Origin of the sequence: Mesorhizobium sp. M0292 (genome assembly GCF_040321695.1) — a bacterium.
Lineage (GTDB): Bacteria > Pseudomonadota > Alphaproteobacteria > Rhizobiales > Rhizobiaceae > Mesorhizobium.
On record NZ_JAMYSB010000002.1, the window covers coordinates 1 to 13,347 of the forward strand.

Genomic DNA, 13,347 nt, shown 5'->3' on the forward strand with positions numbered 1-13,347 from the left:
CCTGCGCGGCCTTCTCGGCGGCAGCAGCTTCCTCGGCGTCCTTGGCTTCCTGCGCGGCCTTCTCGGCGGCAGCAGCTTCCTCGGCTTGCCGATCGACGGATGGAATAATGCCGGCCTTGATCAATTCTTCCTCGGTCGCGGGGCGTGCGGCGCCGGCTTCCAGCATCGCATCCAGTTCCCTGCCGTCCAGTTCGTCGATCGAGCCCGCGAAAATGACAGGCGGATTGGACTTCGGATCGCGCTGGATAGTGTGAATTGCCTTGATATACATTTTGGATGTCTCCGTTGTTGCGGTTGAGAAAACGGCCCGACATTGATTTGCCGGGCCGCTATTTCGAGGTTCTGCCGGCTTACGCCAGCACGCGGGCCTTGAAGGTCCGGTTCGGGTAGAGCGGAACCGGCAGCGGGGACGCCTGGTGCATCAGGTAGTCTTCGCCGGGGTCCTGGGTCGGGAACTGCTTGGCGAAGACGCGACTGTTCGCGAGACCATTCTTGATGGCCTCGTTGTCGAAGATCGCGCCGTAGCACTTGACGCCGGTTGCACCGGGAGCCACGAGCAGCACGTCCTTCTCGTTGAACAGGTCGACCTTGGTCGCGCCGCCCGAGCCATCCGGCACGTCGACGGTATCCTTGTAGGCCCACACGCTCAGGCCGCTGTCCAACTGGCCGATGTAGGTCAGAGGCTGTTCCTGACGCAGAATGCCGAGCGAAATCGAAACCGTGTCATTGCCACGGTAACGCGTGTCGAGCGCATCCTTGATTCCGGTGTTCTTGCGGAACAACGGCGCCACCTGAGCACCGACGATAAGCTGAGCAGCAGAGCCGCCGCCGTTCGCCAGATACATGGTGTTCATCCAGGACTGGAGATCGCCCAGGATGTCGGTCGCCGGATCGCTCCAGTAGGCACTCGACTTGACGACGGTGTGACCCGCTGCACGGCCGAAGTCGAGCAGGACAGACGGATGGTCTGCGCCCTGGTCACGGTCGTAGGTGATCTGCACCTTGCCGTCGATGAAGGCACGCGCAGCCATCCAGGCTTCACGCACGTCGATCGCACGGTTGTGCATCTCGGTGATCTCCGCGACGCGCATGTCATACTTCTCGCGAAGCGTGGGCGCACGGCCGGCGTTGATGAACACTTCCGAGGGACGGATGTTCTTCAGGTCGGTCGGACGCACCGCGTTCTTCAGCTTGATGTACGGCGCCGTGATCTCGGAGATCACTTCGTTCTTGGCATTCTGCATCGGCCGGCCCTGTTCGTAGGGCAGCGTGAAGGGTGCCAGGAAGCGGGTGGATGCCGGCAGGTCCGCAAAGCGGATCGCGCCGTCTTCCGAGTAATGTTCCTGGGTGAAGAAGGTATCCAGGAAGTAGGACGGGATCGACTTGAAACGGTCGTCCTGCCGCAGAGCGTAGAGTTCCTTGGGAGTCCAGAGTTCAATGCCCATGGCAAAAGCTTTCCTTGTTAGTTCGAGGGCGACGAAGCCGCTTTGGGGTTACGGGGCGGCCACGGTCGAGCCGAAGTAGACTTCGCGCACGACAATGGAGGACGGGGTGGGAGCGCCGGCAAACGCCGCGAACTTTTTCGCGTCGCTGTCGAAGCTTGCCGGCCAGGCGATCATGTGCTTGGCCAGGCAGCCGCTGCGCAGGATCGGAACGCCGGGGTTCTGGCCGCCCGGCACAACGATGCCATAAAGCGTGATGCCGATCGCCTTGATGCTGTTGGCCGGCGTGACGGTATCGAGCAGCGCCGCAACCAGGTTGCCAGAGCCGTCGAAGCCAACAGGCGTGAAGGCTGCGAGGGTCTGGCTGGCAGCCAGTTGCAGGTCCTGAACGACGACTGCCGGCGTCTCGCCGACGATCAGTCCTTCGAGGACGGGGTTGATGGTGTCGGTCCACTGCGACGGCGTGCCAGCGGAGGGACCGAGGTTCGGAAGATTGACAGTCATGTCTAGTTTCTCCTTGCTTCTTCGGTTGAGCCTTGGGCCTTACTTGCCCTTGACCATGGCGAGCGTCTTTGCGGCGCGGCTCATTTCCGGGTTGGTCTTGTCGTCCTCGTCATCCTCGGCGGACGCTTCGATGCCGGCGCCGCGCTCACGCATGGCGTCCTTGAGCATCCCGGCCGGCGCGCCAGCGGTCGGCTTGGACTCTTCTGCGAGCGTTGCGAGGAAAGCACCGGCTTCGTCAGCCGACATGCTGGTCTTGAGGGCGGCGTTCAGCGCGGCCATGGGCCGCGTCTTGGCGGCGTCCGAGCCGATGATCGCGTTGATACGCGCGAGGGCGGTTGCGGCGCCTTCCTTGGCACCTTCCGCTTTGCCATCGGCGGTGCCCTTTACGAGAGCAGCGGCAACGGCAGTGTCGAGGTCGGCCTGGGTAAAATCGGCCATCTGTTCATCTCCTTCCGAGAATGTGGCCTCAAAGGCCGTGATAGCGTCGTCGAGGGCTCCGATTTCATCGGCCAGCCCGTTGTCGATCGCCTGTTGAGCCATGAAGGTGTGAGATTTGGTCGCTTCGACCGCATCCGCGCTCATGGCCCGGTTCCTCGCCACCGAAGCGACGAATTGCTCGTGGAATGCGTCCACGCGCTCTTGAATCCGCTCACGGGCACCCTCGGACAACTTCTCGTACTGGTTGCCCTCCATCTTGCCGGGATTGGAGCGGATAATGTTGACCGTGATGCCCGAAGCTTCGAGCATCTTGGAATATTCAATGGCGACGACGACAACGCCGATCGAGCCGACGCCACCGCTGCGTGACACCGTGATGTCGTCTGCCGCAGAGATGATGTTGTAGGCCGCCGAGTAAGCGTGCTCCGCGAAGCCACGGATCGGCTTCTTCCCACGGAAGGCGAACAATCTGTCCACCAGGTCGAAGTTGCCTGAGACCAGGCCGCCGCCTGAATTGACGATGTAGGCGATGCCCTTGACGTTGGAGTCTTCGACACCGCGCTTGACCGCCTGATAGATGTATTCGTAGCCGGTCGCGTAGGCGCCGTAGGCCCACGGGAAGTCGTTGAGCAGCACACCCTTTACCGGAATGTGGAGGATGCCGTTCTTCACGACATAGGGGCGATAGCGCGAACGGTAATCGTCGTCGGAAAACCAGAAATCGGCTGCTGCCGACTCGGCTGTCATCTTGTCGATTTCGTCCATGCGAGCGCCGAGGGCCAGCAGCGAAGACTGCAGCCAGGCACCCTGCCCCTCGTCGATGAGTGCCGGCTGATCCTGTAGCCGAGCGAAGATCGGGTTCATTCTTTTCCTCCATCGCTCGGCGTTGCGGCCAGCGAGTTTTCCATGTCCTTGCTGTCCTGGTCGTAGATCGACGGATTGCCGTACTTCTCGTCGAGCGCGCGTTCGCGGGCGATCTGCCGCTTGACCTTGCGCCAATCGCCGCCCGTCATCTTCGCGATCTCACTTTCTTGCGTGGAGAGACCGTTCTTGACCCTGAGCACGGCGGCCTGAGTTTCCTTGAGCGGGTCAATCTGACCCTGGCCGGCACCAATCCACTCGCACGCGCTGAATGCTTCGGCGTTGAGGCCATCGTAGAAACGAGGCATATCGCGGCGCTTGAAGCATTCGAGTTCGTTGTAGTTGATCGCTTCTTCCAGCCAGAGGCGGTAGATGAAGTTGGCGGTCTTGTCGGCGACGGCGCGCTTGAGCGACAGCATCGTCTTGAAGGTTTCGCCGAGGGAGGCGCGCGCCGACGAATAGTTGGTCTGCGTATAGTCGCGCGACAACTGCTCGTAGGAGACGCCAAGCGCCGCAGCGATGTAGCGCAGCAAGCTCTGTTCGAACTTGTCGCCGGCCGGGCTGCTGGCGCCGGGGTTCTGAATCTTGAGCTTGGTGCCAGGTGCAAAGATCGGAATCTTCGCGCCGTCCATATGCAGGTTCTTGGCGCCGCTCGAATACTCAGCGATGGTGGCAAGGTACGCCTGCATCCATTGCGTCGTTGCGTTGCCCTCGCCCGCACCGCCGCCAAGCGCGGCCGTTACGTCGGTGGGAATTTCGGACTCAATGGAGGCTGCGTAGGTGGCCGCGACGACTGCCCGTTCCAATTCGGTCTTGCGGAAGTGTTTCGTCATCCGCATTTCGCTGAGCGCGGCAACCATCGCCGCCACGCCGCGCGTTTGATCGGGACGCAGTTCCTCGAACACATGGTTGATGATCATGCGGCCCCACGGCTTGCGGGCCGGGACGCGCTTCCAGAGCGGCGGGGCGAAAGAGTTCACGCCGTTGCGATAGTCAGCGGGATGCGCGCTGCGGATGTAATAGGCGATCGGCGCGCCGGCTCGGTCGATCTCGACGCCCTTGCGCAGACGGCTGCCCTTGAACGATGCAAAAACGCGGTCGCGGGGATCGGTGAGTCGGGCCGGATCGATCGTCTGCACGGCGCTTGCATAAGGGCGCCCGTCGTCGAACCATTCGGCCGACTGTAGCGATTCGCCATTGGTCAGGTGCACGCCGATCGCCAGGCGAACGATGTCCGTCAACGTCTTTGTGCGACGGGCATCAGGCCAGCACTGATCGCTCTCAGCCCACAGGGTGAACTTGGTCTCAATTTCTTCTTGAGCCTCGCTCTCCCACTTGTCGTCTTCCTTGCCGAACAGGATTTTGGTTTCCGGCTTGGCATTGAGAAGAAAGCGCGTGCCGACGATCGAGTCCTTGCGGATCGATGAGCCGCCCGCCACGTAGGCGTCGTTGCGCACGGTATCGAGTGCGCGTGCATCGAGATCATCTTTGAGCGGGAGCAGATCGGCATCGGCCGAACGCAGAGCGGGCTGCCAAGCAGCGAGCCGGTTCATCTTGTCGGCGCCGTCATAGGCAACACCGCCCGCTGCCACCGCCGAGGCAGCGGGCGGCTGCACTGCATGGATCGCCGGGGAGACACCGGCATCCGACCCAAGCAGGTCCGTGAGATCAAAATCGTTGCTCATCCCCACACCGGACGCAACGGAGGAACGACTTTCGCGCAGCCGCGAAGTTCGGCTTCAAGTTCTGCGATGTAGGCTTTGAGGCGGCTTGCGTTGGCCGGCGAGTAGCGGATCATCTCGCCCGTGGCATCGCGCACTTCGACTGCGGCGCCACCAACCTGCAAGCGGTGGTAGGCGGCCTTGGCTTCTGCAAGGAGGTCGGCGGTGGTCGCCATCAGCAATCCAAAGGTGAGTTTCACGTATTGATAGACGAAACGTGAAACTAAAGCAATATGTAATTGATTTTCAATGTAAAAGTGAAATCATGCAACGAGAGCTTCTATCGCCGGCAGCATTGCTGCGGCCCAAAGCTGCTGCCCGGCGTCGTTGAAGTGAACTATGTCGGCATAGAAGTCTGTGCTGTAAGTCGCGAACTGCGGTATCGCATCCAGGTCAACCAGGGTGGTGCCAGCCTTCAGCGAGGCGTAGTTGGCGCGGAGCCAGGTGTTGTAGAGGATGCGCTGAGTGCCACTCTCGGTGGAGCGATAGGGCACCGTGCCAACTACCAAGGTTTGGCCCGCATTCAGACCGGCAGCATAGGTTTGCATACTTGCTTGGACTTGGGCCGCAGTCTGACCTGCCGTGAAGTCGTTGATTCCAGGTCCACCCAGGGCGACAATGTTCTTCGCATAGGCGGCATTGTAGTTGGCCGCAACTCGGGCCGCCACGTTCGTTGCCATTGAACTGAGCAATTGACCGCCAATGCCCATATTGATGGCGTGAGCAGGCTTGCTCAGCGAGTTGAGAACACGCTTTGGCCAGGTCTGGTTCAACAGATGGCCTGAGCCTTCGGTGCGACTGTCACCGTCGAAAATGATCAAGTTGTTGGCCGAAGTCAGCACATTGCATTGCGCATAGAGGGCCTGTTCGACGAGAAGACATTCGGCATCCGATAGCGCGGCATTGTAGATCACGGCTGCCATCAAATCGAACTCGCCGTCATAGCTGGCGGTGGTAATGTGACGCCCGAAAGCAATGCCCGTAACCGTGCCGGCGGCGGGCGCAGTTGCAATAAGTTGCGTCGAGCCGTTTATACCGAACTGCTTGCCGGCAGAGCTACCGCGCCAGCGAAGCACCTGTGGCCGAATGAGAGGCATTTTACGGGTCGAGTTGAACGGCGATGTGTTGTTGCCGCGAATGCCGACGTTCGCCGACGAAGTGAACAGCGAGACCGTGGTGGCGTTGTCGGGCTGGCAGGCAAAGTAGTTGTCGTTGAACGAAAAGCTCGGAACCAGGAGCAAGAACATGGTGAAGGCTGACTTTTCAGTCGTTGGGCCACTTGCCGTCCCCATGTATTTCGACCTCACGCCCACGGCGAGCGGAGAGCTATCGAAATGGATTGCCGGTTGCACACCGTTGACCAGCAGATTGCTGGCCGATGGCTGGTTGGCTTTGATGGCCTGAGCGATATGATTCCCTTGGCCTGTCTGATCGTAGACTGACTTGAAGCAATGCGTGCCGGTGCCCAGGGTCGACACGTTCATAAACTTCGAGCCAAATGGCAGATCGGTTTCAGCATCGTCTGACAACCTCTGCACGCGGGCTGCCGGGCCGCTATAGGCCGCAATCAGCTTTGATGTGCCGATGACAAACGACGGCGCGGCCGAAAGAGTCGGTAGGAACACCGGGTCTGGAGCGGGCACGGACGATCCGCGAATGGAGCGGCCAAGGCCGATGCCTACACCTATGCCAAAGCCGCCTCGGGCCATCAGCGGCCAACCTTGTATCCGCGAACCTTACTGGCAGATTGCACACCGCGAACGTAAACGTTGTCGGTCGCGGCGAGGTCTTCGAGAAGTGACTTGTCGCTGCCGAGCCGCAGAATCATGAAGTCGTCGCTGTCGATTGCCGGCTGCGCAGTGGCGATGGCTACGGCTACGGCGTCATTGGATGCGACTTGCAACGCGAAGCGCGAAAAGTTGGCGCCCGCGACCACTGGTGTCCAGCTATTGGCCGGTGCTGCGCTGGAAAAGGTTGACGTGCTCACGCCGCATCTCCTAGTGAGGGGAAAGCGTCAATCTACACGACGAGACCGTGCATATCAAGTTAAACGTGATTTTAAGCGAGCTTCGCTGCTAATTCGGCAAAACTGCCGGCCTTCGCTTTCGGCTCCGGGGTGGCTGCGGAGTTGAGATCGACAACCATGTCATTCTCATCCCATTCGGCGGCCCACGACGGCGGCACAAGCCAGTCGATCCGCTCGACGTTGAACAGAATGTAGGGCACGGTGTTCTCCATTGGCCGGATAGCCAGGCCGAGAGCATAGTAGGCCAAGTCGAACGCCTCGTTGCGGCGCTTGCGTGGATTCTCCCAACCCTTCTCGGTGCGAATTTCCGTGGTCATCTGGTTGTAGAACCATTCGGGCATCCACTCCGGGTAGCGCAGCATTCCTCCAACGCTTTCGTCCTGACGGCTGTCTTCAACGCGGCGCGCCAACAGCGTTGCGATTCGATCCTTCATCAGGTTCGAATTCAGCAGGATGACCGGAACGTCGCCCTTGGCGATTGCCTCCTTCCCCTTCTTGCTGGAGTCGGGCCAGGTGGTGCGCGCGTGCGGTGCGGTCTTCGAGGGCTCACCCTTGATAAGGCAGAACCGACGATGATGGCCGGTGCCCTCTTTCCGAAGTTTGCGCCAGGTGTTGTAGGCGTGGCTGGTCACGCCCTCTGCGCCGCCCGAGTCGCTGCCGAGTGCACGGATTTTCATGCGCCTGCCCGAGCCGTCTGCCAGTGGATAGGTTTTGTCGAGCAGCTTGACCAGAACGTCCCAATCTTCACGGAAGGCCGCAGGGTCGATCGGCAGCTTCTCCCCTGCGCCGTTGACGCGATCCGACAGCCGCAGCTTGAAGCCGTCAACCACCACCATGTCGCCGGTCGCGGTGAAGCCGTGCACCTGGACAACGAATGCCGCCTTCTGCACGTCTGCGGTTGCAATGAGGAAGCGCACACCATGTGGCACTGTCGGCTCGCTCTCCGTGGAGCCCCAATCCTCGCCGTTGGTCTTGAGGTCTTCGGGCGAGCGCTCCGACAGCCGTGAGTGCGGAATGTAATAAGTGCCTTGGTCAGTCGTGATCGTCTTGCGCAGCGGTGCGTCGTCGGCGGTATCCTTGAGCGCCTTCATCGCGCGCAGGTACTTTTCGACCAGTTGGCCCCATTGCTGATAGGCGGCTGCCGGCCCTTTCATCCAGAACGACGCGATGCTCGATCGTGCAGCCTTCATGCCGTTTCGCTCGACGATCTTCTGCTCACTCGGCACCCAAATCATGCCGTCTTTGACCCAGCGGCCGACTTCGTTCAGTTCCTCTTTCATGCTCGGTTCAAGCACGCCGCCGCATTGGTAGGCCGGGCAGAGCATGTAGGTCTGCTCGCGAGCTTCCATGAAGTCGTCGCTGTCGGGATATCGCAGCAGTTTGAAGTCCGGTTCGAACGCCTCGTTGCAGTGTGGGCAGCACCAATACCAGCGGCGTCGGTCGCCACGGTTGTACAGTTCGAAGATGCCACGGATCGGCGGCGCCTCATGCGGGCTGTGCGCCGGGGGAGACCACTTCGGGTCTTGAATTTCCTTGTTCGGATTTGGCGACGACTCGGCGACGGTCATGCCGAAGCGCCCGAAGGTCGTCGTTCGCATTTGAAGAAGATCGAAGGGGTTGCCCTCGCCTTCCACGTTGTCGTCCATGCGGTCGTAGTCGATCAGCCAGCCGCGCGGCACCGTGATGCCCGATAGGTTGCTTGCCGTGGGATAGGCGAGCAGGAAACGCATCCCCGACTTGAATTCCTTGTCGAAGGTGTTGTCGTCCTGGCGGGTGGTGAATTGCTCAGCCCGAACGTGGGTAGAGGCTTCGAGGTAGCGCTTGAGATCGCCGTTCGACCACTTGCGCGCATTCTCCCGATCCATGTGGATGTAGAGCATGTCTTCTGGATCGGTCTTGACGGTGTGCGTCAGCCAGCCAAGGCTCATCATGGTCTTGCCGGTACGTGCCGGCCCGAGAAAGACCATGCCCTGGTGATCGAGACTGGTGAGCGTATCCATAGGCTCACACAGATAGGGCGTCTTCTTACGCGACCATGGCACGCTGCGCCCGCCGCCGCTGCCGATCTTCATATAGGTCTCGGCGGCCTCGGTGACGGACATACGCTGTTGCGCCTCAAGGCTGTCGAAGCCCTTCACGGCTATGTCTTCCAGCGTCCGAAAAGGTGCCTGGTCGATCAGTTCATTGATCGAAGGCGGTCGCATTCTCGCGGTCATTCGTCACCCAGGTCGTCGCCAGGTGAGGGGCGCGTGTCGGTGCCCTCAAGCTCTTTCTCGATCTCTCGGGAATGCGCGTTGGTCTGATACTCGCGCGGGAGCGTTTCGAGCTTGTCCTTGATCTGCACGTTCATCTCGGTCACTTTGTCGACCAGGAAGTTGTATTGGGCGTCGCTCAGCATCTCGCGGCCGGGCATGTCCTCGATCCACATCTTGCTCGCCTGGCGGATCACCATCGAGACGCGGGCAAAGGTCATCAGCACATCGTCGTCATGCCAGAGCTTGCCGGCCGCCAACAGCGCGCGGATGCGAGCGTTTGTCATCTCCCAATATGCCTTGGAGACGATCGGCGGTAGCGAAGCCTGGTTCTGCTGTGACAGCCAGTCCTCAATGCTGCCCTGCGGCGCGATGAGGTAAGACATGGCCGTGAGGAAGTCGTACATCGGCTGCTGCTTGCCGCCGTGGATCGCATACGAGTGAACCGGGCAGCGCTCTAGCCGCTTTTGAATCTGCTTGGGATAGACGCCAAGAATGTTGGCGAAGAACGTCACACCCTGCGGACGCCGAAACTCGGTGTAGTGGGGCAACGCCGCGCCGGCCTGGGCCTGCAACTTGGCTGCCGCTTCTTCCCTGGTGGGCCGACCACGCTTCGGACGCGCCGCAGCGGGCTCAGACGGAAAATCGTCGCCGAGCAGGTCCGACAGATCGTCATCACTCACGCCCTGAGTCTCCGTCGAGTTCATCAAGGAAGGACGCTCGCTTCACCACGCCGCCGCTGCCGCAAAAGTCAGGATGTATGCGCCGCCCGTATGGCCCTGGACCTGATTGCCAAGTCGGCTTTGAGCGTTGGCGCTTGTCGTCCGCCGAGGGCTCAGGCTTGTCACGCACCGAAAATGCTCGACTGGTGCGCCTGTATATCGCTGCCCTTCCAAACCGCGACTTTGTGCGACACGCGCGTTTGCGCGGGGAAGATGCCTGCTTTGATGCGGCGATAGATTTCAGTACGGGACAACCCCGTGATTTCGATCACCTGCTTGAGCCGAAGGCTGTGCTCAATTTCCATTTTCACGTCTCCAAGTGCTGCCTCCTTCATAATCACTTTTTACGTGACAGTAAAGGATAAACACGGTAAACGTGAAAACATTGATCCGAGCTACCGGGTTGACTGACGCTTTAATTGGGGCGGTGCGCTGCCTCGGATTTCAGTCGCAACATGGGAGGATGCCATGACGATCGGCGGGTAATGCCGCCCCGGAATTTCCCAAGGTTAGAGACGGTCGGAGGCAATGGCTGCATATGCCCGAGGACCAAAAACGGAGGATAAGACCGTCTCTGTCGCTTCACAGCCCCGCCATCACAGCGGGGCTTTTTTCTTTGCCCAAATCGAACCTATCGCATTTCCTTTGTGGACTCATTTTTTCAGAAGTGTTGACTACAATCGCACAACGCATTGATTTCATTGGCGATTAATGTCCCTCTCCCGCTACCAGCCTACCTAAGCTGTTGAAATCACAGTAAAAACGCCGACCTATGGTAGGCGCCCTGTCCGAAAAAATCTTCAATGATTTTCACGATCTAGCCTGCTACCATTGTGACGCCAACGAACGTGTTGCGACGCTTCGCAGACAACAAACTGCGCATCGAGAGACGTGATTTGCGAGAATTGGCTGAAGTCTCCACCTGCGGACCCATTCGGTCCCGATTCCGAGGCGCAATCGACGCGGATTTTCGAATGGCGCGCCCATGTCGCACGCCAGCCCTCAACGCTCGGCGGCTTATGCCCAAGTTATCCAGCTAAATTAAGCAGTCTCATCGGGCGGGCGCTCTGGGTTAGCCGACGCCAATCCGCGTGAGCGTACGCGGATCGTCTGACAGATACGATCAGCGAGAGAAGCGAGCGCGCCCTGCACAGTGCGTGCCCCAAGAACGGATTGGAGGGTAACGGCCTGTGTTGCAAACCTATGTTTGAAGGCCTCTCCGCCACAGAGGAAATCGACCAATCCCAAGCCGTGATCAAACGACCACTGTATATACTCCGTAATCAGGACCGCACCCGGCGACGCTCGGCTAAAATCAGGGTCGTAGGTGGTAACGAATGCCATCATGACGTTGTGCTGGACGATGTTGATGGAAACCGCGACCATCGCACCATTGCATTCAAGTACGAAAATGCGCAGCACACCGGCGCGTGACAGCGCGTCCACCAGGGCGGCAAGAACCGGCTCGCCCTCTTCGAAAAGGTCGGATTCACGCGTGTGCTTTTCCAGCCATCTGCGCTTCAGCGCCGACAGTCGCTCCAGCAATGGCTGCAGCGGCTCGTCGGCCGACAGGAGGCGGAATTTCGCTTCGCCTGTTTCCTCCAGTATCTTGATGCCGCGCCGATAGTTCTGGCGCATCTTTTTCGGCTGGTCCGCCAGCCACGCTGCTCCGCTGGCCCACTGTCCAGCGACGCGATAACTGACTTCCTCCCGGTGATTGGCGCGAAGCTTGACGCCGCTGGAAGAGGCCGGTGTAAAAATCCTGCGGGCTGCCGCATCCGGAGACAGACGATTGATAAAAGCAAGATCGAAGCCACCCGCCGAACAGATCCGGTTCCAGAGGTCCTGGAGGGCCGATAGGGAGCATTCCGGCGCGACAAGAATATCACCATAGTCCGTATAGCTATTGGCGGCCCATTCGAGGAGCCGAAGTCCTTTTCGTCTGCCGATCGCCAGGGGAATGACAGCGACCAGCCTGTCATCGCTCCATACCAGGCCGATCCGCAGCGAGCGCCGGGCGCGGTCACGCACGGTGCTCCACCATGCCGAAACCCAGGCATGGCTCTGAAAGATCAGTGCATCGGTACGATGCCATAGGTCTACCCATTCGGCTTCGATGGCGGCCAGGCGATCCGTCGAACTGACGATTTCCAGTCGCTCCGCACCAACAGCGTCAATCGAAGCCATTTTGTTCATGGTTGGAGACGGTCCTGCGGCTGCGCGACATCGATGCGCTTTTGAAAAAGTCGCATGATATGGTTTGCCATTTTCTTGAGCGGCAGCACGTAAAGTCCGAAAAGCGACTGATAGTCGCGTACGTCGCGATCTATCAGTCCAAACTTGAGGTCTTCGTCCGGATCCGGGATGAACTGCGTTCCGAATATGCGATCCCAGAATGAAAAAAGCAGCCCGAAATTCTTGTCGTAGTGGCGAGGGTCGACACTGTGATGCACCTGGTGCCAGTGCGGACACAAGATGACGCCGTTCAACCGGCCGAAGGAAATCTTCAGATGCGTGTGGCGAACAAAGTCCATCATGAGAATGTTGCGAATGACATAGACGTTGATGCCAAATATGGCGATCTCGACCGGATTAAGCGCAATCAGGCTCCACAAGCCGAAACTGATCCCCGGTATGACGCCGTCCCAGATCCGGTTCATCAGATCGTCCAGGGGGTGAACCCGGTCCTTGGTGATCCCAACCATCACTTCGGCCGAATGATGCACCTTGTGCAATTCCCACAGGAACGGAAAACGGTGCTGGGCAACGTGATATAGGTAGTAGGAGATATCGTAAGCAGCGAGCATGGTTGCGGTGAAGAGGATGATCGTCACTGGGCCGGCGGGGCCGGGTATCAGCGGTTGCGAGATGCTGAAGAGCCAGCCGACTGCCTGGTTTGTTGCATATCCCGTGGCGGCAACGAAGGTGACACCGGCGGGAATGAGCAGGAAGGGCATCACCAGCCTTTTCGTGATCCAGAACAATGCGTCCGCTCGCGCCGATGGGTGCATGATGACTTCCGCGGGAAAGGCGAAGTCGAAAAAGTCCCGGAAGGATTTCTGTTCGACCGTTCGCCAGTAGGCGACCACCGCGCTCCCCAGCGCCGTGAGCAACAGGAGACCGAGTGTCAGCAGATTGATGTGTGAGAGTTTTTCCACGATCACTCTGGCGAATTCCGAAAACATCGATGCAGTGGCTCCTAGGTGGTGAAATGGTGATCCGGCTCGTCGCGAAGCACATATTGCCAGGCCCATCATATGCTGCCCGCAACTGTGTATCGGGATGCGACTGGCAGAACAATCATGGCCAAATTAGCAGATCAACGGTGTCAAAACCGCTAAATATCTGAACGTAATTAATGTCGAACGCTGCGCCTGCAAC

13 protein-coding genes are annotated in these 13,347 nt (G+C 59.6%); all 13 read right to left on the reverse strand.

The window, feature by feature from the left end:
• The coding region (locus tag NKI96_RS02865; protein ID WP_352802826.1) for a hypothetical protein at positions 1-271 on the reverse strand (271 nt) is incomplete at its 3' end.
• A 79-nt stretch (positions 272-350) separates the two neighbouring features.
• Positions 351-1,445: a major capsid protein gene (locus tag NKI96_RS02870; protein ID WP_352802829.1), complete on the reverse strand. Its 1,095-nt coding sequence runs from the start codon at positions 1,443-1,445 to the stop codon at positions 351-353.
• 48 nt (positions 1,446-1,493) lie between these two features.
• Positions 1,494-1,946, reverse strand: coding sequence for a head decoration protein (locus tag NKI96_RS02875; protein WP_352802831.1), 453 nt, complete (start codon positions 1,944-1,946; stop codon positions 1,494-1,496).
• Between the two features lie 39 nt (positions 1,947-1,985).
• The gene (locus tag NKI96_RS02880) at positions 1,986-3,248 is read right to left on the reverse strand and encodes a S49 family peptidase (protein WP_352802834.1); all 1,263 of its coding nucleotides are present in this window, start codon (positions 3,246-3,248) and stop codon (positions 1,986-1,988) included.
• Positions 3,245-4,930, reverse strand: a complete 1,686-nt coding sequence (locus NKI96_RS02885; RefSeq protein ID WP_352802836.1) for a phage portal protein — start codon at positions 4,928-4,930, stop codon at positions 3,245-3,247. The genes NKI96_RS02880 and NKI96_RS02885 overlap by 4 nt, the downstream gene beginning before the upstream one ends.
• Positions 4,927-5,142, reverse strand: a complete 216-nt coding sequence (gene gpW / locus NKI96_RS02890) for a gpW family head-tail joining protein (RefSeq protein WP_352802838.1) — start codon at positions 5,140-5,142, stop codon at positions 4,927-4,929. Before gpW ends, NKI96_RS02885 begins: the two co-directional genes overlap by 4 nt.
• 87 nt (positions 5,143-5,229) lie before the next feature.
• Entirely contained in the window at positions 5,230-6,675 is a 1,446-nt protein-coding gene (locus NKI96_RS02895; protein ID WP_352802841.1) for an SGNH/GDSL hydrolase family protein, read from the reverse strand.
• Positions 6,675-6,953 (reverse strand): hypothetical protein, encoded by a 279-nt coding sequence (locus NKI96_RS02900; RefSeq protein ID WP_352802843.1) that lies wholly within the window; start codon positions 6,951-6,953, stop codon positions 6,675-6,677. Before NKI96_RS02900 ends, NKI96_RS02895 begins: the two co-directional genes overlap by 1 nt.
• A gap of 71 nt (positions 6,954-7,024) precedes the next feature.
• Positions 7,025-9,196, reverse strand: a complete 2,172-nt coding sequence (locus NKI96_RS02905) for a terminase gpA endonuclease subunit (protein ID WP_352802846.1) — start codon at positions 9,194-9,196, stop codon at positions 7,025-7,027.
• Between the two features lie 8 nt (positions 9,197-9,204).
• Positions 9,205-9,927: a DUF1441 family protein gene (locus NKI96_RS02910; RefSeq protein ID WP_352802849.1), complete on the reverse strand. Its 723-nt coding sequence runs from the start codon at positions 9,925-9,927 to the stop codon at positions 9,205-9,207.
• 161 nt (positions 9,928-10,088) lie between these two features.
• Complete coding sequence (locus NKI96_RS02915; protein WP_352802851.1) at positions 10,089-10,271, reverse strand: helix-turn-helix transcriptional regulator; 183 nt, start codon at positions 10,269-10,271, stop codon at positions 10,089-10,091.
• A 736-nt stretch (positions 10,272-11,007) separates the two neighbouring features.
• Positions 11,008-12,162 carry a GNAT family N-acetyltransferase gene (locus tag NKI96_RS02920; protein ID WP_023825385.1) on the reverse strand — a complete coding sequence of 385 codons (1,155 nt, stop codon included), beginning with the start codon at positions 12,160-12,162 and terminating at the stop codon, positions 11,008-11,010.
• Positions 12,159-13,151 carry a sterol desaturase family protein gene (locus tag NKI96_RS02925; protein ID WP_023728340.1) on the reverse strand — a complete coding sequence of 331 codons (993 nt, stop codon included), beginning with the start codon at positions 13,149-13,151 and terminating at the stop codon, positions 12,159-12,161. The genes NKI96_RS02920 and NKI96_RS02925 overlap by 4 nt, the downstream gene beginning before the upstream one ends.
• Positions 13,152-13,347: the final 196 nt, after the last annotated feature.

Bases quoted from the DNA above. Each gene is read 5' to 3' on its own strand.
- NKI96_RS02870 (WP_352802829.1), bottom strand. From the start codon at position 1,445: ATGGGCATTGAACTCTGGACTCCCAAGGAACTCTACGCTCTGCGGCAG.
- NKI96_RS02895 (WP_352802841.1), bottom strand. From the start codon at position 6,675: ATGGCCCGAGGCGGCTTTGGCATAGGTGTAGGCATCGGCCTTGGCCGC.
- NKI96_RS02875 (WP_352802831.1), bottom strand. From the start codon at position 1,946: ATGACTGTCAATCTTCCGAACCTCGGTCCCTCCGCTGGCACGCCGTCG.
- NKI96_RS02905 (WP_352802846.1), bottom strand. From the start codon at position 9,196: ATGCGACCGCCTTCGATCAATGAACTGATCGACCAGGCACCTTTTCGG.
- NKI96_RS02880 (WP_352802834.1), bottom strand. From the start codon at position 3,248: ATGAACCCGATCTTCGCTCGGCTACAGGATCAGCCGGCACTCATCGAC.
- NKI96_RS02925 (WP_023728340.1), bottom strand. From the start codon at position 13,151: ATGTTTTCGGAATTCGCCAGAGTGATCGTGGAAAAACTCTCACACATC.
- gpW (WP_352802838.1), bottom strand. From the start codon at position 5,142: ATGGCGACCACCGCCGACCTCCTTGCAGAAGCCAAGGCCGCCTACCAC.
- NKI96_RS02885 (WP_352802836.1), bottom strand. From the start codon at position 4,930: ATGAGCAACGATTTTGATCTCACGGACCTGCTTGGGTCGGATGCCGGT.
- NKI96_RS02920 (WP_023825385.1), bottom strand. From the start codon at position 12,162: ATGAACAAAATGGCTTCGATTGACGCTGTTGGTGCGGAGCGACTGGAA.
- NKI96_RS02915 (WP_352802851.1), bottom strand. From the start codon at position 10,271: ATGGAAATTGAGCACAGCCTTCGGCTCAAGCAGGTGATCGAAATCACG.